Source organism: Acinetobacter sp. 1566109 (genome assembly GCF_000582255.1).
GTDB lineage: Bacteria > Pseudomonadota > Gammaproteobacteria > Pseudomonadales > Moraxellaceae > Acinetobacter > Acinetobacter nosocomialis.
Map to the genome: position 1 here is coordinate 1 of NZ_JEYB01000064.1, position 19195 is coordinate 19195.

A 19195-nucleotide genomic window follows, 5' to 3' on the forward strand; every position below is an offset into this window, starting at 1 on the left:
CTGGGCTCGAACCAGGGACCTGCGGATTAACAGTCCGTCGCTCTACCGACTGAGCTATGGGAGAATCTGGAAAAGGATTTTAGGCAGGAAAGGGGGCTGGGTCAAGCCTTAATAGCAGAATTAGTGAGAATATCTAATCGTTTGGCTTAAAAATACACGAAACATTGATTTTATTCAAAATAATAGAAAGTTATTAGATGATTAGAAAAGAAAAAACCCGCAATAAATGCGGGCTTTTAGAATCTTGGCTCTCCCACCTGGGCTCGAACCAGGGACCTGCGGATTAACAGTCCGTCGCTCTACCGACTGAGCTATGGGAGATTAGTAGATGGCTCTCCAACCTGGGCTCGAACCAGGGACCTGCGGATTAACAGTCCGTCGCTCTACCGACTGAGCTATTGGAGAATCTGATGCGCATTTTATGGATGAAATCTAAAAGCGTCAATAAGAATATTAAAGAAAATGAATCGTTTGCTTGATTAATATGCTTTTGTTGCCTTAAAAATAAAAAAACCACCCTAAAGAGGGTGGTTTTTTATAAAGAAATAAAATTATTTCTCTACACCAGCTGGCTGACCTGCAAGTTTTGCATTTGCATAGTCCCAGTTCACAAGGCTTTCTAAGAAAGTTGCGATGTATTTAGGACGTAAGTTACGGAAATCGATGTAGTAAGCATGTTCCCATACGTCAATTGTTAATACAGCAATTTGACCATGTGCAAGTGGAGTGTCTGCATTTGAAGTTTTAGTAATAGAAAGTTTACCGTTTACTTCATCAGCAACTAACCAAGCCCAACCTGAACCGAATTGAGTTGTTGCAGCAGCAGTAAATTCTTCTGCAAATTTTTCGTAGCTACCAAAAGCTTCGTCGATTTTAGCAGCGATTGCGCCAGTAGGCTTACCACCACCATTTGGCTTCATGCTGTTCCAGTAGAAAGTGTGGTTCCAAACTTGAGCAGCATTGTTGAAAATACCAGCTTTAGATGCGTCACCAGCAGTTGCTTTGATGATTTCTTCTAAAGTTTTACCTTCAAGGTCAGTGCCTTTGATTAAGTTGTTTAAGTTAACAACATAGGTGTTATGGTGTTTGTCGTGATGGTATTCTAAAGTTTCTTTACTGATATGTGGCGCTAAATCATCATAGCCATATGGAAGTGCAGGTAAAGTAATGGTTGTCATGTTCCTATTCCTTGCATTTGCTGGGTTATACAATATTAAGTGGCTCTATTGTAAATGATTCTGTTCACAATAGGGCATCGTTTTAAAGAACTATACACAATAAAGATCTAATTAATACGCATAACACAGATTGAAAAAAAGACTTAATTAAATCGGATTATTCAATTCAAAATATTCAGATTCAACTGAGAACTGTTTTGAAATGGCTTGTGCCAAACGTTGAACACCATAACGTTCGGTTGCATGGTGACCGCAGGCAAAATAATGAACACCTAATTCTTTTGCTTCATAAAAAGTTCGTTCACTGACTTCCCCTGAAATATAAGCATCACAGTTTTGCAAAGCAGCTTTAGCAATAAAATCTTGAGCGCCGCCTGTACAGAAACCTACTTTTTGAATCGTTTTCTTCTCGGCTGGTAAGTGAATCACTTTAAAATCAAAGCTGTTTTGCAGTTTTGCTTTAAAGTCATCTACAGGAAGTGCTTGTTCTAAATAACCAATATTACCAATTGGGTGTTTCTCGGTTAAATCGAGTGGTTCTAAGCTTTGCAAGTTTAGCTTTTCGGCAATGGCAATATTATTGCCTAAAGATGGGTGTGCATCTAAAGGTAGATGATAAGTGACTAATGAAATATTATTTTGAATGAGTTTTTTAATGCGGTTGCCTCGCATACCAGTAATAGGATACGGTTCGCCTTTCCAAAAATAACCGTGGTGTACAAGTAACAGATTGGCATTTTGAGCAATAGCTGCATCAATTGCATCTTCAGAAGCAGTCACTGCACAAAGAATACGTTTTACTTCAGTTGAACCTTCAATTTGCAGGCCATTTGGTGCGTAATCTTTAAACTCTGCTGCTTTTAAGGTTTGGTCGCACCACTGAATAATTTCATGCAAATTTGCCATGATATTTCCTGAATTGAGTAGTAAAAGTTGCTAAAGCTATAGAAACATATTTTGTTGTGTAACTAAAGGTAGACAAATCTTTTTTGACTTTTTTATGTATATCGACATATTTAATTTAAAATGCTTAACTGAAAACTCTTTTTGTTCAATATATTAATTTAATTAAAAACTTCTTTGCGTAGAGGATATGAACGTGCGCCGCACCTTTACATGGTTACCTTGGGTGTTACTTATTATTGTAATTGCCAGTTTTATTGCATGGCAAAAATACCATCAGCCGAAACCAACTGTTGCAGTTGATGGGGTGCAAATGCCTGCTGAGAAAGTTGAGCCTCTGGTGAATACTTCTCGAACGGGTGGGGTGGTATCTTATAGTGCTGCGGTAAAAGTTGCAGCGCCGGCAGTTGTTAATATTTTTACGACCCAGAAAGTTAAACAAAATCATCCTTTATTAAGTGATCCGGTTTTCCGTGAATTTTTTGGAAATCAGGTTCCCGAACAACAACAGCAAAATGAAAATAGCTTAGGTTCAGGGGTTATTGTTCGTGCTGATGGTTATATTCTTACCAACAACCATGTGATTGCTCAAGCTGACCAGATCGTAGTTGCTTTACATGACGGACGTCGTGCAGAAGCTACAATTGTGGGGACTGACCCAGATACAGATTTGGCAGTTATTAAAATCGATTTAGATAAACTGCCAGTATTGCCATTTAAATTGAGTGGTAATGAAGTGGGTGACGTTGTTTTAGCAATTGGTAACCCGTTTGGTGTAGGACAAACGGTAACTCAAGGTATTGTTTCAGCGACAGGTCGATCAGATTTAGGTATTAATACCTATGAAGACTTTATTCAAACTGATGCAGCAATTAACCCTGGAAATTCAGGGGGAGCCTTAATTGATGTTGCTGGTAACTTGATTGGCGTCAATACTGCTATTTTTTCACAATCAGGTGGTTCTTTAGGTATTGGTTTCGCTATTCCTGCGAAGGTTTGTCAACAAGTACTTAACTCAATTTTAAAAGATGGCCGTGTGGTTCGTGGTTGGTTAGGTATTAGTTTACTACCACCTACACAAGACGATGTATTGGCACCAAAACCACCAGTTGGTGTAATCGTTGCTGATGTATTAAAAAATGGTCCAGCGGCTTCTGCTGGTATTAAAGTGGGCGATAAAATTGTTCAGGTGAATAATGAACCGATTACTTCGGCTTCTCATTTGATTAACTACGTGGCTTTACAGGCGCCAAATAGTGAAATTAATGTATTGGTTGAACGAGATGGTAAACAACAAAACTTTGTTGTGACTGTGGGCGAGCGAAAAGCGCAAAATACTCAATCTCAGTATATCCCGCTTCCTAAACGTTAAAACCTCAATAAAAAAAGCCTCATCGTGAGGCTTTTTTTATGACTACTGATTAAGAGTGGCTAAGGCTTTGATGTTGATTTTTAAACTCAGCTAAAGCCTCAATTCGATATTGAATGAGCATTTCACCAATTTCTGCACCCTTAATGTTCTCTGGTAAATCCTGAACTTTAATAGAGCGAACAATCTGCATCGCTTCACGCATATATTGAGCTTGAGGATACGGACGATCTTCTAGCCCTAATCTGCCTTTTGCATCACATTCACAGGCTTGGACAAAAGCTTCTACTCTTTCTGGACGACGTAAAACATCTAAGCGTTGTAATAGACGCCATAAAGTACCTGGCTTTAATGACATAATCTGGTGGCATTTTAAATGCTCTTTACACACTGATAATGCCAACTGCTTGGTTTGCGTTGGGACTCTTAAACGTTCACATAATTGAGTAACTGGTTTAATTCCACGTTCTTCATGCATGATATGACGAGGAAGCTCATCGGCTGGAGTAAGAGCCTTACCTAAATCATGCACTAAAACAGCAAAACGTACATCGAGTGAGTAATTCGATTTACAAGCTTGTTGTAATGACATAAGGGTATGAACGCCACAATCTACTTCAGGATGATATTCAGGACGTTGAGGCACACCAAATAAAGCATCAATTTCAGGGAAAAGATGTTTTAATGCGCCACAATCACGCAAAGTTTGAAAATAAATATCTGCATGAGTTTCCATTAAAGCGCGAGAGGTCTCTTTCCAAACACGCTCTGGTGTTAATGCATCCAGTTCACCTGACTCTGCCATGGTTTGCATAAGTTGCAAAGTCTCTGGCGCAATTTGAAAACCATATGGAAAATATCGTGCAGCAAAACGAGCGACGCGCAAAACCCGTAGGGGATCCTCAGCAAATGCTTCTGAAACATGACGTAGAATTTTATTTTCTAAGTCGCTTTGACCACCATATGGATCATATATTTTGCCATCTTGATCCATGGCAATTGCATTAATTGTTAAGTCACGGCGAATTAAGTCGTCTTCTAAACTTACGGTTGTATCAGTAAAGAATTGAAACCCATGATATCCCTGACCAGACTTTCGTTCGGTTCGTGCAAGTGCGTATTCTTCTTTGGTTTCGGGATGAAGAAACACAGGGAAATCTTTGCCTACAGGCTGGAAACCTTGGGCGAGCATGTGTTCCGGCGTTGCACCGACAACAACATAGTCTTTTTCTTGATAGGGATGCCCAAGTAAAAAATCTCGGACGGCACCGCCTACTAAATACACTTGCATGAAAAAACCTCTATTCTCCAAGCAATCATGCTACAGAATAGAGGTTTTCTCAAGTGATTAGAGATGCTTTTCGTAAAAAGCAGTTTCTAAATTACTTTTCTTGTTGTTGAATTTCAGCAACAGTTAAAGCAGTCATATTGATAAGGCGGCGAGTCGTCGCTGTAGGTGTCAAAATATGAACTGGTTTAGCAGCACCTAGCAAAATTGGACCAATTGTAACGTTGTTACCAGATGTTGCTTTTAACAAGTTAAATGAAATGTTTGCTGCGTCTAGGTTCGGCATAATCAGCAAGTTTGCTGAGCCTTTGAAACGTGAACCTGGGAAAGCATATTGACGAATGCTTTCATCTAATGCTGCATCACCATGCATTTCACCTTCAACTTCAAGCTCTGGAGCTTGCTCAGATAAAATACGATAAACTTCACGCATTTTTTGAGCGCTTGAATCAGTCTGGTCGCTACCGAAACTTGAGTGAGAAAGTAAAGCTACACGTGGTGTAATACCAAAGCGACGTACTTCTTCAGCTGCTAAAATTGTCATTTCAGCAAGTTGTTCAGCAGTCGGGTTAGTATTTACATACGTATCAGCAATAAACAAATTACGATCTTCAAGCATTAATGCATTGAGCGTGAAGAAGTTATTCATACCTTCTTTAAGACCAATGACATTACGTACGAAGTCAAGGTGAATGTTATAGCTACTGTAAGTACCACATAACATACCGTCTGCTTTGCCGAATTTAACCAGAAGAGATGCAATTAAAGTTGAGCGACGGCGAGCTTCACGTTGAGCATATTCAACAGTAATGCCTTTACGTTGCATTGTTTGGTAGTAGTCTTTCCAAAACTCTTCATACATCGGGTTTTGTTCTTGATCTACAATCTCAATATTTACACCGTGTTGTAAACGTAGACCTAATTTTTTGATGTTTGCTTCAATGACTGCAGTACGACCAACTAAAATTGGTTTAGCTAAATCTTCATCAACTGCAATTTGAACTGCACGTAATACGCGCTCATCTTCGCCTTCAGCATATGCAATACGTTTAGGATCTGTTTTTGCTTGAGCAAAGATTGGTTTCATTAAGAATGCTGAGTTATAAACAAACTCAGAAAGTTTTTGACGATATGCAGAGAAATCTTCGATAGGACGAGTTGCAACACCTGAATCCATTGCTGCTTTAGCAACAGCAGGTGCGATTTCTAAAATTAAGCGTTGATCAAGTGGGCGTGGAATTAAGTAGTCACGACCAAATGAAGCAGATTTTTCACCATAAGTAGCTGCGTCAGCTTCTACGTGAGCCATACGTGCAATTGCGTGTACACATGCAATTTTCATATCTTCGTTAATTGTTGTAGCACCTACGTCAAGTGCACCGCGGAAGATATAAGGGAAACATAACGCATTGTTTACTTGGTTCGGGTAGTCCGAACGACCAGTTGCCATAATGACATCAGGACGTACTTCATGTGCATGTTCAGGCAGAATTTCTGGATCTGGGTTTGCTAATGCAAAAATAATTGGATTTTCAGCCATTTGTTTCACCATGTCTTTGGTGAGAATACCTGCAGCTGAAAGACCTAAGAACATATCTGCGCCAGCCATTACTTCATGTAATTGAGTCGCTTTAATGTCTTGTACATAACGCTTTTTAGATTCATCTAAGCCTTCACGTGAAGTCGTAAGTAGACCACGAGAATCGGCAACAATGATATTTTCTTTATTTACGCCTAACGCGCAAAGTAAATCTAAACAAGAAAGGGCAGCAGCACCTGCACCTGAAGCAACGATTTTGATTTCTTCAATTTTCTTGTTAACGATTTGTAGAGCATTTAATAATGCTGAACCTACAATAATACTTGTACCGTGTTGGTCATCATGGAACACAGGAATTTTCATGCGTTCACGAAGTTTCTTCTCAATATAGAAACATTCTGGTGCTTTGATATCTTCAAGGTTAATGCCGCCAAAAGTTGGTTCTAATGAAGCAACAATATCAACGATTTTATCTGGATCGTTTTCAGCAATTTCAATATCAAATACATCAACACCAGCGAACTTTTTAAACAGAACGCCTTTACCTTCCATTACCGGTTTAGAAGCTAATGGACCGATGTTACCTAAACCAAGAACCGCAGTACCGTTACTGACAACAGCAACTAAGTTACCACGCGCTGTGTATTTTGCAGCAGCTGAAGGATCACGTTCAATCTCTAAACATGGAGCAGCAACCCCTGGTGAATAAGCTAGAGCCAAATCTCGTTGGTTGACGAGTTGCTTACTAGGCGTGACGCTGATTTTCCCTGGATTTGGATATTCGTGGTAATTTAAAGCGGCCTGTTTTAAAGATTGATCGTCCATCTGAGTCTCTATTTGATACAAAAAAGCAAACTAGTCAAATCACTCATTTAGGGGGAGGCAACTCATTTCGTTTACTTTGCTTTAATTTTTACCAATTAAGAGAATAGTAGACGAATTGCCAATAGCCCCGTAGTGAGCTAAATGCTAAAGAATATAACACTACTTCTTTATTTCTCACAGTCAAAAACGCTCATTTTTGGAAAAACCAGCGCATGTAAAATAGACTGTTAAAACAATTATGAAATATACGTATTTGATTGTAGATATTGAATAATCTGATTTGGATGGAGTGGGCGACTAAAGAAATAGCCTTGTAAAAAATCACATTGTTGTTTTTGTAGATAAATGACTTGTTCCTCAGTTTCAACACCTTCAGCAACCAGTTTTAATCCCATACTTTTGCCCATCGCAATCATGGCATTGACAATCGCTTCTTGTTTTTGATCACCAATTTTAGAAATAAAGGCTCGATCTATTTTCAAAATATCGATTGGGTACTCTGTTAGATAAGCTAAAGATGAATAACCTGTACCAAAATCATCGAGTGCAATTGAAATATTGCGTTCTTTAATTGAATGCAATAATTTTTTCACATTATCAGTATTGTCTAATAAAGCCGATTCGGTAATTTCTAGCTCTAAATTTGAACCATCTAACTGATAGTGTTCTAAAAACTCATCCAAGTCATTGAGTAAGAGACCTCGATGAATTTGTTGGGCAACAATATTTACCGAGACTTGGATATCTGTATAGCCAGATTTTTTCCATTCTTGTAATTGTTTGCCGACTTTATCTAAAACGACTTTACCGATATCAGAAATAAGGCTACTACGTTCAGCAAAAGGAATAAACATATTCGGCATAACTAGTCCTTTTTCAGGATGTTGCCAGCGAATTAAAGCTTCAAAACCCTTAACTGATTTGTCATTTAAATTAATTTTCGGTTGGTAATAAACAACGAACTCATCATTTTGAATGGCTTTACGGAGCTCTTGTTCTAAATCGGCTGTCTTATATGGATTTGTTGTTTTATTACAATAATAGCTAATAGTATTGCCGCCCAGACGTTTTGCTTCTGACAATGCTTGTTCAGCGTGGTTGTTAAGATGGTCAACTTGTCTGCCATGTTCTGGGAAACAGGCGACTCCAATAGATGCTGTAATAAAATATTCCTGCTGATCAATATAAAAAGGTGCATTCAAAGCTTGTAATATATTTTGGCAATATTGCTCAATATTTGGGTGAATAGGTGATATTTCATAAATAATCGCAAAATCATCCCCATTTAAATAAGCGACTAAAATAGCATTAATATTGGTGAGACGTAGACGCTGTGCAAATTGTTTCAGTAGTTCGTCACCACTATCATTATTTAAGAACTCATTAAATGCTCTAAATCTATCAATATTAATTCGAATTAATGCCAGATTTTTAAAACTATAAGAGGGATTGACTAAATATTGATGTAATTGATTGTAATAATAAAAACGGTTAGGAAGGTGAGTTAAACTATCATAATTTTTTAAATAAGATAAATGTTGCTCTTGGCGTTTTTGCTCAGTTAAATCACGTGCAAAACCAATATAATTAATGACTTGATTGTGTTCATCTTTAACCGCATTAATATGAAGCCATAAATAAACACTCTTACCCGAAGCAAATTTTTCATCAAACTGGCCCATATATTCACCAGTTTTAAGAAGTTGTTGGGTAATCGAGTCATGAAACTGTTGTTGCTGCAATTTCTGATTTATTGCGATGTTAAATAACTGCTGGTTTAATAACTCAGATTTCGAAAAACCAGTTAATTTTTCATAATAAGGATTAACATCAATATAATTAAGTTTTTCATCTAGAATGAAAATTCCTTCAGCAGCTTGTTCAAGCACAATAGCGCAGAGTCTTAAATGCTCTTGATCTTTTTTTTCCTGATGAATATCTCTGGTCATTCCAACCATGCGTAAAGCTTTATTGGTTTTAGGATCACGGCTAATGACACGCCCTACATCATGAATCCAGCGCCAAGAGCCATTACGACGTAAAATACGAAAAGTAATATTGAAATGATCAGATTTTCCTTCCAAATGTTCTTTTAAACGTTCATCAAATAATTTTCGGTCATTCGGATGAATACGCTCTAATATGGTTTTGAGATGTAAAGACGTATTTTGCGTTTGTTTTTGTTGATCAAAAAAAGTGATTTCTAGTTTTTGTTTTTCAATATCCCAGTCCCACGGTCGAATACCTGCAGTTTCATGGGCAAATGCTAAATTATGACGATGACTTTCAAGCCTTTCATTCATTTTGGTTAAGTCGTATGTTCTTTCACGTACTTTTTGTTCGAGTAAATGATTATTAAATTGAAGCTGTGCTTCAATATCTTTGGATTTATTTACTTCTTGTTGGAGCTGTACACATAACTCTTCAGCCCATTGAGTATGCTGTTCCGCGACTTGTACAAGTTGCTTATTTTTAAATAATAGTTGAGAAATTTTTTGATAGTTACGTTGAGTTGCATACGCACAAAGCAAAGTTGCTACAAAGGCTAAGTTATAAGCAAAGTAAAAAGGAAGTTGGGTGACTTGAGAATGGGTAAATTGACTAATAAGGAGTGGAACTGTACTTGGAATAAAGAGTAAATAAAAATATCGGGGCTGCTGAGTTAAAAAAGTAAGACCAATAATATGTGCTGAAGTAATAAATAGGGCGATTAGGATATGAACATCGGATACGGAGATTAAGCTAGCTGGAAGTGAAAAATGAAGAACAATTATATTTATTCCCATTAAAATTCCAGAGAGCAAACAAATAGCTTGCAGGGTCAAATCAGTTTTTTTAATAAAATTAATATCGCGATATTGTGTTAAAAGTTTTGGAATAAATAATAGACAGGTAAAAATTAAAACGGTAAAGCCAATTGACCAAATAAACTTTGTAATGTAAGAAGTAAAGTAACAAGAGAAAATAAGGGCTGAAATTAGGCAAAGTAATATTAGGCTAATCAGATACCAGCGAATATATTGAATTGAGAGCCGGAGCTGTTCAATTTTTGTTTGATGCTGTAAATATTCTTCCTGAAGGCCAGACATAAGATTTTTCTATCCTATTTTTTTTACATTTATACAGAAAGAATCTGATTTATCAGTGGAAAAAAATTTAAATTAATATTCATACAGTAAAAGTAAGTTAACTTTAATTGTTGATTTAATCAATGTTCAATTAGTTTATATGGATAAAAACCGATAATTTAAAATAGATAATGCTACAACAGGTGCAGTTTCAGTGCGTAATACACGATCTCCAATACACCAGTTCATAAAACCAGCTTGATTCGCTTGCGTAATTTCATTTTCGCTTAAACCACCCTCTGGTCCAATTAATAGGGCAAGTTCAGGCTGAATCCCTGACAATACATCTTTTTGTTCTTTTTCAGGAGCTAAAACAAATTTAGATACAGGAAGTTCAGAAGAGCTTAGCCATTCATTAAGCGAAATAGGAGCTAAAACTTCTGGGACTAAGTTAAGTCCACATTGCTCACATGCTGCAATCGCAACAGCTTGCCAATGGTCTAATTTTTTTTGGTCTCGGTCATATTTCAAACGCATTTCACAACGGTCACTGGTTAAAAGCTGAATTTTGCTAACACCAAGTTCAGTGGCTTTCTGAATAGCATAATCCATTCGGTCACCTTTACTCATGACCTGACCAAGAATAGCTTTAAAAGGAGCGTTACGGTTTGCAGGATTAAAACTCTCAATTGTGACAAATGCATTTTTTTTATTAATTTCGGTCAATGTTGCGAGATATTCTCCGCCTTGTCCATTAAATAGAGTCGCTTGTTCTTGTAGTTGTGCACGTAAAACACGTACCCAATGATGGAATACCGATTCAGTCAGCTGAATTGTTGAGCCAACTGTAAGTTCAGTTTCGATAAAAAAACGATTCATTGGGTACGCCTTACAAAATTAATTTAAACCAAGATCAACAACAAGTTGACGAGTTGGTTCGACTTGGTTCATTGAGTAGAAGTGCAAGCTTGGTGCACCACCTGCAATCAGGCGTTCGCATAGCTTAACAACAACTTCATGACCAAAAGCTTTAATACTTTCACTGTCATCGCCATAGGCTTGTAACTGCTTACGGATCCAGCGAGGAATTTCAGCACCAGTACCATCTGCAAAGCGAATTAAGTTGCTTGCATTGGTAATCGGCATGATACCAGGAGCTACCGGAATGTTAATTCCAGCTTTTTCCAAACGCTCCATAAAATAAAAGTATGAATCTGGATTAAAGAAGAATTGGGTAATTCCAGCATTGGCACCAGCTTGTACTTTTTCAATAAAACGTTGGATGTCTGAATCAAGACTTTCAGCTTGAGGATGCATTTCTGGGTAAGCTGCAACTTCAATATGAAAATGATCACCTGAGTGCTCACGAATAAAACGTACTAAGTCTTGAGCATAAGGAAGCTCGCCAAGACCAACCTGTCCAGATGGTAAGTCGCCACGTAAAGCGACAATACGGTCAATGCCTTGAGCTTTATATAAATCGAGTAGTTCAGCAATACGCGTCTTATCATCACCAATACAAGAAAGGTGAGGGGCAACAGGAGTGCCTTTACCGTTGAAATCTTCAATAGCGGCAAGTGTACGTTCGCGAGTAGAACCACCAGCGCCATAAGTAATCGAGAAAAACTCTGGATTTAATAGCTGTAATTCTTGGTGAACAATACGAAGTTTTTCAGCACCGGCATCAGTTTTTGGCGGGAAAAACTCAAAAGAAATAGGTGTACGTTTAGTCATGTCAAATCCTTGTAAACAGCGAAACATTTTAGAAAAAAGGGCAGTCGGTTCACCGTCTGCCCTTAAGTTCTTAGTATTTGTAAGCGTCAGATTTGAATGGTCCCTCAACAGCAACACCTAAATAATCGGCTTGCTCTTGAGTTAACTGAGTAAGTACACCACCGAATCCTGCAACCATTGCCGCAGCAACTTCTTCGTCAAGTTTCTTAGGAAGAACTTCTACGCGAATTTTTGCAGCTTTTTCGCTTGCAGGAAGGTCAGCAAATTTCTCTTGGAATAAGTGAATTTGACCTAAAACTTGGTTAGCAAAAGAACCGTCCATCACGCGTGATGGGTGACCAGTTGCATTACCTAAGTTCACAAGGCGGCCTTCAGAAAGAAGGATAAGGTAGTTGTTTTCGTCTTCTGAACGATAAACTTGGTGAACTTGTGGCTTAACTTCAACCCACTTGTAACCACGTAAATAAGCTGTGTCGATTTCTGTATCGAAGTGGCCGATGTTACATACAACTGCACCAGCTTTTAAGCTGTCTAGCATTGCGGCATCACACACGTGGTAGTTACCAGTTGTTGTTACAACAAGGTCAGTGTTGCCAAGAAGATCGTGGTTAATATCTTCTTTTTTACCTGTTTGTACGCCGTTTTTATATGGAGATACAACTTCATAGCCGTCCATACATGCTTGCATTGCACAAATTGGGTCAACTTCTGTGACACGAACGATCATGCCTTCTTGACGTAAAGATTGTGCAGAACCTTTACCTACGTCACCGTAACCGATCACAAGCGCACGGCGGCCAGATAAAAGCATATCTGTTGCACGTTTGATCGCGTCATTTAATGAGTGACGGCAACCATATTTGTTGTCGTTTTTAGACTTAGTAACAGAGTCATTTACGTTAATTGCAGGTACTTTTAAAGTGCCGTCTTTCCACATTTCGATAAGACGTTGAACACCTGTAGTTGTTTCTTCGGTAATACCGTGAATACGTTCTAAAAGGGCAGGGTATTTTTCATGAACAAGAGCAGTTAAGTCACCGCCATCGTCCAAAATCATGTTGGCATCCCAAGGTTGACCATTTACATTGATCTGTTGTTCAAGGCACCATACATATTCTTCTTCAGTTTCACCTTTCCAAGCAAAAACTGGAATACCGCGAGCAGCAATTGCAGCAGCAGCATGGTCTTGAGTAGAGAAAATGTTGCAAGATGTCCAGCGAACTTCAGCACCTAATTCAACAAGCGTTTCAATAAGAACCGCTGTTTGAATGGTCATGTGGATACAGCCAAGAATTTTTGCGCCAGCAAGTGGTTTAGAAGCTGCATAGCGTTTACGTAAGCCGATCAAAGCTGGCATTTCTGCTTCGGCAAGTTTGATTTCTTTACGACCGTAGTCAGCAAGTGAGATGTCAGCAACTTTGTAATCTGTAAATGAAGCATTAACCGCGTTCATCAGGATCTCCTAGGAAAAAATAGTATTGATCATTCTGTTCGCGGATGCCGTTGTTGGTTAAAACGAGTGTTTAACCGATCGTCGAGCCTGGCAAAATGATCTTTAGTGCCGATCATTTGTCGCAGCATCCCTCGACTAGCGAAACATTGTACTTGGAAAAGCTTTTAGTGCCAATCCAGTTTTGTTTATTATCTGCTTAATTACGACTTTAGGTTTAAATTATGGCCTTAAATATTCCCGAATCTTTGGCAAATCTCGAAGCGAACAGTGGAGTTTTCGCAGTTTGGATGGTACTAAAGCATTATGGGATAGAAATTGATGTCGCTGAGTTGATTAAAGTTTGCCGATATGAGCAAGATGGTACCTATACCATTGCTTTAGCTGTTGCTTTAAAAAAGTTTGGTTTTGATGTGTCCTTTCACTCAGATCATGATCCCAATATTAGCCCGAGCGAACGCATGAGCTATAAAGAAGCAAAGGTACTAAAAATTCCAATAGGATCTGCTTTGAGCTATCAAGATATTCAAGCTGCTATTCATAATGGAAAAATGATGATTGTGTACTACGACACTTTAGATGGCGTAGGTAATCAGTCACTGGTTTATTCTATAGATCAAAATGAAATTTGCTTTTTTGATAGTTTTGAGCCGATGTCGGCAACAGTTTTTGAGAACCAGCGTAATGTAGAAGGAATTTGCCGTCAGGCTATTATAATTGGTGAACGTAATTTAAATATTTATTCGACTACATTAAATTAGATCAAAGTGAGCCAGTAGAGTTCCTGGCTCAGATTAAAATTATTGTTGTTGATATTCTTGAATGACTTCTAAAGCAGCGCGAAAAGCTTCCTGAGTAGCAGGAGCGCCGCAATATGGCAAACTATGCAATAAAGTTTCCTGAATTTCTTCCACTGTACAACCATTATTGAGTGCACCACGGACATGGCCTTTAAGCTCGGTAGGAGATTTAAGCGCAGTTAACATTGCTAGAGTGATTAATGAGCGATATTTACGTGGTAGCACACCTTCACGCTGCCAAGTCGAACCCCAAGCATGTTCATTAATCCAGTCTTGTAAGGGCTGGGTAAAGGGTACCGTATTTTCTTGTGCACGTTTTACAAAAGCTTCTCCCATCACTTCTGTGCGTACTTTTAATCCATTTTCGTAATCTTGCTTAGACATTAATTTCTCCTAAAAATAAAAGCGTCGAGTGACGCTTTTATGGTTATTTATTAATTAATGCGAATCAAAAATGATTGCAATAGTGAATTGGTGGAGGCATCAGTCACACTATTTGATGAGGGTTTGATAAAGGCAGATCTTTGTCGAGTTTTTCATCAAAAACATCGGTAAGCATGCTGTCAAATCGAATTGCGTTGTATTGCAACAATTGTTGAGCTTCGCTATCAGAAATAAAGCCTTCTTTTGTAGCCTGCGCAATATTCTCTTCAAAAGTAAGCCCTGTAAATTTTCCTTTAGATTCAGCTTTCTTAAACTTATCCCAAAGCGGCTCGATGGTTCTTAAAATCTGGAATGTATGTTCCAGACGTCCAGTCACGTCATTAGGTTCAGTTGAATAGTACACATGGTGTTTAAGTTGCTCTCTAAAAGGGTGTTCTTCCATCATAAGTTCAGCTACTTGTTGTTTTAACTCATCGTCAGGTTTTGAAATCACGCGGCCTAACGGGAAACATATCCATTTGACAAGTGCTGCTGGAAACTTGGCTGGGAAGTTATCAAATAACCCCCAAAATGCTTCCTGAATATTCAAGAATGCTTTTTGTAGTGCTAGTTTGGCATGCAGTTGTTCAGCTTCAGTTTTTTGCCCAGCTTCATAAAATTTTAAAATTGCAGTAGATATAAATAAATGCGCATGTATATCGGCTAAACGTCCTGATAGCATTTCTTTACGTTTTAAATCTCCGGCAAGTAAGCCAAGCGACATATCAGAAACAAGTGCGAAGTTGGCACTAAAACGGTTAATCGTTTTATAGTAACTCGCAGTGAACTGATCTGATGATTGAGGTGCATCACTTGAACCACCTGTCCAACCATAAGCAAATGATTTTGCACCACGGTTAAAGGTATAGGCTAAATGTTTAAATAACAGGTCATCGAATTTTTGAACTGCATTGGCTTTATCATCAGACTGAAGCAATTGTAGTTCTTCAAAAAGATAAGGGTGACAGCGCATTGAACCCTGACCAAAAATCATGAGTGAACGGGTTAAAATATTTGCACCTTCGACTGTAATTGCAATAGGAATAGCTTGATAGGTAAGTGCAAGGAAGTTGCGGGGCCCAAGCTGAATACCACGTCCACCAGCAATATCCATGCCGTGATTAACCACTTTACGCATGGTTTCAGTTGCATAGTATTTTGCCATGGCAGTCATCACGGCAGGGGTTCCACCTTGATTTAAACCACATGTCACTAAATAACGGAATGCTTCAAGCATATAGGCATCACTGGCAATTTCACTACTTGCTTCTTGTACACCTTCAAATTTGCCGACAGAAATATTGAACTGTTGACGAATTCTTGCAAAAGCACCGACAGTTAAATAGCTCATTTCACCTGCGGCTGTGGCTAATGCTGGAAGGGAAATGCCACGACCGACGCCTAAGCATTCCATCAGCATGCGCCAGCCTTTACCAGCATTTTCTTGTCCGCCAATAATCCAGTCAATTGGAATGAAGACATCTTCACCTTCTACTGTTCCATTCATAAATGGAGAGCCGGGATAATGGCGTGCACCTATTTTCACACCTGCATGGCTTGCAGGAATGAGTGCGCAGGTAATACCGTATTCGGTTTTATTTTTATCACCGAGTAGACCTTCAGGGTCATAAAGCTTAAATGCTAAGCCAACTACGGTGGCAATTGGAGCAAGCGTAATCCAGCGTTTAGAGAAATTCATGCGTAGACCAAGAACTTGAGCGCCTTCATATTCGCCGTAGCAAACCACTCCCGAATCTGGAATTGCGCCTGCATCTGAACCTGCTTCTGGACTCGTTAAACCAAAGCATGGAATTTCTTCACCTTTAGCAAGGCCTGGTAAGTATTGCTGCTTTTGTGCATCAGTACCGTAGTGCATGAGTAGTTCGCCGGGTCCTAAAGAGTTAGGGACCATACAACTCACTGCTGCGGTTAATGAACGTGAGGCAATTTTGCTCATAATACGGCTTTGAGCAAATGAGCTAAATTCTTTACCGCCAAAGGATTTTGGAATAATTAGGCCTAAGAAACCTTTATCTTTAATGAATTGCCAAACTTCAGGAGGAAGGTCTTTTAATTGATGATGAATTTCCCATTCATCAAGCATACTACATAGCACTTCAACTTCATTATCGATAAAACTTTGTTCTTCTGGTGAAAGTGTAGGATAGGGATATTTTTCAAATTGCGACCAGTCTGGAGCCCCCATAAACAATTCTTTTTCCCACCAGCTTGTTCCTGCTTCTAAAGCTTCTTGTTCGGTTGTGCTGATGCTCGGCATTGAATTTGCCAGAGTTTTATATGCAGGTTGAGTAATTAAGTTAAACCGTAAAGGTTTAAACAAAATGATAATGCTCAGCGCAATAAGAGGAATACCTAAGAGTAATGACCATGGCGTTAAAATGAATGCAGTAAGTATGGCGACCGCAATCATAAGAACACTGCCAATGACTCTGTTTAGGTTAAAAAAGAAAATTGCCCATATTGCAATGAGCTGAATGACAATACTTAAAACAAAGAGTAGGAAAATCATACTTGCTCCTTGCTAGATAAGCCCTCAAGTTGGAAGTTACAAAAAAAGCGAGGAGAGATTAAGGCTTAACTAGCTAATTTTTTAATGCTGTTTAAATTTAATTTTTTATGTCGCAATTGATGTATATGCTAGAGCAGGGATATATCGTGCTTTTAGATATAAGATATTTTTAAATGAATGTGTAATGGCTTGTTTTATCGATTTGTCAAGAAATGTTATTGATTTTCTTATACAAATAAAAAGCCCTCAGATTAGAGGGCTTTTTTAAAAGATTTACTAGATTAAGCTTCGACGACCTGAACCGCGATTTTTTTAGCAGGATCTACTTTACGACGAACTTCTGGTACTGGTTCGCCATGATATTGGCGGTCAGCAAAATAACTTGAACGAACCATTGGTGCAGACCAGATATTTCTAAAGCCAAGTTTACGGCCATGCTCTGCATAGCGTTCAAACTCTTCTGGTGTTACAAAACGGTCAATTGGCGCGTGTTGTTTAGAAGGTTGTAAATATTGACCGATAGTCACATAGTCGACATCGTGAGCACGTAAGTCATCAAGTAATGCAATCACTTCTTCTTCAGTTTCACCAATACCTACCATCAAACCACATTTTGTTGGAATGTCAGGGCAGTATTCTTTAAACATTTTCAATAAGTTTAAAGAATGTTGGTAATCTGAACCTGGACGCATGGCTTTATACAGACGAGGTACAGTCTCAATGTTGTGGTTAAATACGTCTGGTGGACATTCAGTCATAATGCGTAAAGCAATATCCATACGTCCACGGAAGTCTGGCACTAAAATTTCGAGTAATGTATTTGGACTAAGCGCACGAGCTTCTTTAATACAGTCCACAAAGTGTTGTGCACCGCCGTCGAGTAAGTCATCACGGTCAACCGAAGTAATTACTGCATATTTGAGCTTAAGATTGGCAATTGTCTCTGCCATGTGACGAGGCTCATCAGGGTCTAATGCATTTGGACGACCATGTGCTACATCACAGAACGGGCAACGACGTGTACAAATATCGCCCATAATCATGAATGTTGCTGTACCACCACCAAAACACTCTGGTAAGTTAGGACAAGCTGCTTCTTCACAAACGGTATGGAGTTTTTGAGCACGTAAAGTCGTTTTAATACGCTGAACTTCTTCTGGTGCCGTCATCTTGACACGAATCCAGTCAGGTTTACGCGGCACTTCAACCGTAGGTACAACTTTTACAGGAATTCTTGCGACTTTTTCAGCGCCACGAAGTTTTACACCCTGTTCAGGTTTACGGTGTTCTGACATATTTAACTTTTCCACTCGTTTATAGAGACATTGACATTGTATTATAGCGGAGTTCTTTGGTTAATAGCGGAAAATAACTATTCATATAATAAATGTGGTTATTCAGAAATATAGGGTTGAGAAATACATAAATTCACCGCATATTAGTCATAATCTATTATAAAATATGGTCATTCAAGAGAGGAAGGAGCTTTCAATGCCACGTAAAAAAGAGGTCGTTAGTGGGAATTTCGTTAAGTACGATACGGTAGTTCTCGGTTCTGGACCTGCAGGTGAAGGCGCGGCAATGAAGCTTGCAAAAGCGGGTAAGCGTGTTGCAATTGTAGATGTGCGTGATCAACTTGGTGGTAACTGTGCTCACGTAGGGACTATTCCAAGTAAAGCATTGCGTCAAACAGTATCTAGTATTATCCGCTATCAACGTGATCCAATGTTTCAAAAAGTAGGTGAATGGAAACAGTTCACCATGAAGCAGGTTTTGCGTAATGCACACAAAGTAATTCAACAACAAGTTGATACACATACACGCTTTTATGATCGCAACAAAATCGGTGTATTCCATGGTCGTGCATATATTCAAGATAAAAATACAGTTTTAGTTTTTAGCCATGAAGGTATTAAAGAAACAATTATCTGTAAGCAAATCGTGATTGCGACAGGTAGTCGTCCTTATCATCCACAAGGTCTCGACTTTGACCATCCTCGCGTATTTGATTCAGATAAAATTCTTGATCTTGATTATTCAATTCAAAAAATCATTATTTACGGTGCAGGCGTTATTGGCTGTGAATA

At 38.7% G+C, this 19195-nt stretch carries 14 protein-coding genes and 2 tRNA genes; 3 read left to right on the forward strand and 13 right to left on the reverse strand.

Features of this window, described 5'->3' with window-relative positions:
* Positions 1 to 245: 245 nt before the first annotated feature.
* The 4 genes from J582_RS21745 to J582_RS21760 form a co-directional block, all read right to left on the reverse strand.
* Positions 246 to 321: transfer RNA gene (locus J582_RS21745), tRNA-Asn, on the reverse strand.
* 8 nt (positions 322 to 329) lie between these two features.
* A tRNA-Asn gene (locus J582_RS21750) sits at positions 330 to 405 on the reverse strand.
* Positions 406 to 551: 146 nt separating this feature from the next.
* Positions 552 to 1178: a superoxide dismutase gene (locus tag J582_RS21755; protein ID WP_000208083.1), complete on the reverse strand. Its 627-nt coding sequence runs from the start codon at positions 1176 to 1178 to the stop codon at positions 552 to 554.
* A 147-nt stretch (positions 1179 to 1325) separates the two neighbouring features.
* Positions 1326 to 2084 carry a Nif3-like dinuclear metal center hexameric protein gene (locus J582_RS21760; protein WP_031981828.1) on the reverse strand — a complete coding sequence of 253 codons (759 nt, stop codon included), beginning with the start codon at positions 2082 to 2084 and terminating at the stop codon, positions 1326 to 1328.
* A gap of 193 nt (positions 2085 to 2277) precedes the next feature.
* Between J582_RS21760 and J582_RS21765 the strand changes: the two genes are divergently transcribed.
* Complete coding sequence (locus J582_RS21765; protein WP_002052780.1) at positions 2278 to 3453, forward strand: S1C family serine protease; 1176 nt, start codon at positions 2278 to 2280, stop codon at positions 3451 to 3453.
* A 49-nt stretch (positions 3454 to 3502) separates the two neighbouring features.
* Here J582_RS21765 and J582_RS21770 read toward each other — a convergent pair whose 3' ends face one another.
* From J582_RS21770 to ahcY, 6 genes are all read right to left on the reverse strand, one after another.
* On the reverse strand, positions 3503 to 4741 hold the full coding sequence (locus tag J582_RS21770; protein ID WP_031981829.1) for a multifunctional CCA addition/repair protein: 1239 nt from the start codon (positions 4739 to 4741) through the stop codon (positions 3503 to 3505).
* A 91-nt stretch (positions 4742 to 4832) separates the two neighbouring features.
* A complete protein-coding gene (locus J582_RS21775; RefSeq protein WP_002052468.1) occupies positions 4833 to 7103 on the reverse strand; it encodes an NADP-dependent malic enzyme in 2271 nt (756 codons plus the stop codon).
* A gap of 236 nt (positions 7104 to 7339) precedes the next feature.
* Positions 7340 to 10192 (reverse strand): putative bifunctional diguanylate cyclase/phosphodiesterase, encoded by a 2853-nt coding sequence (locus J582_RS21780; RefSeq protein ID WP_032048585.1) that lies wholly within the window; start codon positions 10190 to 10192, stop codon positions 7340 to 7342.
* Between the two features lie 135 nt (positions 10193 to 10327).
* Positions 10328 to 11050, reverse strand: coding sequence for a 16S rRNA (uracil(1498)-N(3))-methyltransferase (locus J582_RS21785; protein WP_022575356.1), 723 nt, complete (start codon positions 11048 to 11050; stop codon positions 10328 to 10330).
* Between the two features lie 18 nt (positions 11051 to 11068).
* Positions 11069 to 11905: a methylenetetrahydrofolate reductase [NAD(P)H] gene (metF, locus tag J582_RS21790; RefSeq protein WP_004707740.1), complete on the reverse strand. Its 837-nt coding sequence runs from the start codon at positions 11903 to 11905 to the stop codon at positions 11069 to 11071.
* A 70-nt stretch (positions 11906 to 11975) separates the two neighbouring features.
* Positions 11976 to 13358 (reverse strand): adenosylhomocysteinase, encoded by a 1383-nt coding sequence (gene ahcY / locus J582_RS21795; RefSeq protein ID WP_000994845.1) that lies wholly within the window; start codon positions 13356 to 13358, stop codon positions 11976 to 11978.
* A 221-nt stretch (positions 13359 to 13579) separates the two neighbouring features.
* Here ahcY and J582_RS21800 point away from each other — a divergent pair, with 221 nt between their 5' ends.
* A complete protein-coding gene (locus J582_RS21800; protein WP_031981833.1) occupies positions 13580 to 14116 on the forward strand; it encodes a cysteine peptidase family C39 domain-containing protein in 537 nt (178 codons plus the stop codon).
* Positions 14117 to 14155: 39 nt separating this feature from the next.
* Here J582_RS21800 and J582_RS21805 read toward each other — a convergent pair whose 3' ends face one another.
* From J582_RS21805 to lipA, 3 genes are all read right to left on the reverse strand, one after another.
* A complete protein-coding gene (locus J582_RS21805; RefSeq protein ID WP_000043121.1) occupies positions 14156 to 14539 on the reverse strand; it encodes a carboxymuconolactone decarboxylase family protein in 384 nt (127 codons plus the stop codon).
* 103 nt (positions 14540 to 14642) lie between these two features.
* Complete coding sequence (locus J582_RS21810; protein ID WP_031981835.1) at positions 14643 to 17108, reverse strand: acyl-CoA dehydrogenase; 2466 nt, start codon at positions 17106 to 17108, stop codon at positions 14643 to 14645.
* 281 nt (positions 17109 to 17389) lie between these two features.
* A complete protein-coding gene (gene lipA / locus J582_RS21815; protein WP_001289255.1) occupies positions 17390 to 18403 on the reverse strand; it encodes a lipoyl synthase in 1014 nt (337 codons plus the stop codon).
* A 196-nt stretch (positions 18404 to 18599) separates the two neighbouring features.
* On the opposite strand from lipA, the gene J582_RS21820 reads away from it, so the two are divergent.
* On the forward strand, positions 18600 to 19195 hold a 596-nt coding region (locus tag J582_RS21820), incomplete at its 3' end, for an FAD-dependent oxidoreductase (protein WP_155766483.1).

What these genes read in the sequence shown, in the direction of transcription:
- J582_RS21770 (WP_031981829.1), bottom strand. Translation starts at nt 4,741, where the DNA reads ATGCAAGTGTATTTAGTAGGCGGTGCCGTCCGAGATTTTTTACTTGGG.
- J582_RS21775 (WP_002052468.1), bottom strand. Translation starts at nt 7,103, where the DNA reads ATGGACGATCAATCTTTAAAACAGGCCGCTTTAAATTACCACGAATAT.
- J582_RS21785 (WP_022575356.1), bottom strand. Translation starts at nt 11,050, where the DNA reads ATGAATCGTTTTTTTATCGAAACTGAACTTACAGTTGGCTCAACAATT.
- J582_RS21760 (WP_031981828.1), bottom strand. Translation starts at nt 2,084, where the DNA reads ATGGCAAATTTGCATGAAATTATTCAGTGGTGCGACCAAACCTTAAAA.
- J582_RS21805 (WP_000043121.1), bottom strand. Translation starts at nt 14,539, where the DNA reads ATGTCTAAGCAAGATTACGAAAATGGATTAAAAGTACGCACAGAAGTG.
- J582_RS21810 (WP_031981835.1), bottom strand. Translation starts at nt 17,108, where the DNA reads ATGATTTTCCTACTCTTTGTTTTAAGTATTGTCATTCAGCTCATTGCA.
- lipA (WP_001289255.1), bottom strand. Translation starts at nt 18,403, where the DNA reads ATGTCAGAACACCGTAAACCTGAACAGGGTGTAAAACTTCGTGGCGCT.
- ahcY (WP_000994845.1), bottom strand. Translation starts at nt 13,358, where the DNA reads ATGAACGCGGTTAATGCTTCATTTACAGATTACAAAGTTGCTGACATC.
- J582_RS21780 (WP_032048585.1), bottom strand. Translation starts at nt 10,192, where the DNA reads ATGTCTGGCCTTCAGGAAGAATATTTACAGCATCAAACAAAAATTGAA.
- J582_RS21755 (WP_000208083.1), bottom strand. Translation starts at nt 1,178, where the DNA reads ATGACAACCATTACTTTACCTGCACTTCCATATGGCTATGATGATTTA.
- J582_RS21800 (WP_031981833.1), top strand. Translation starts at nt 13,580, where the DNA reads ATGGCCTTAAATATTCCCGAATCTTTGGCAAATCTCGAAGCGAACAGT.
- metF (WP_004707740.1), bottom strand. Translation starts at nt 11,905, where the DNA reads ATGACTAAACGTACACCTATTTCTTTTGAGTTTTTCCCGCCAAAAACT.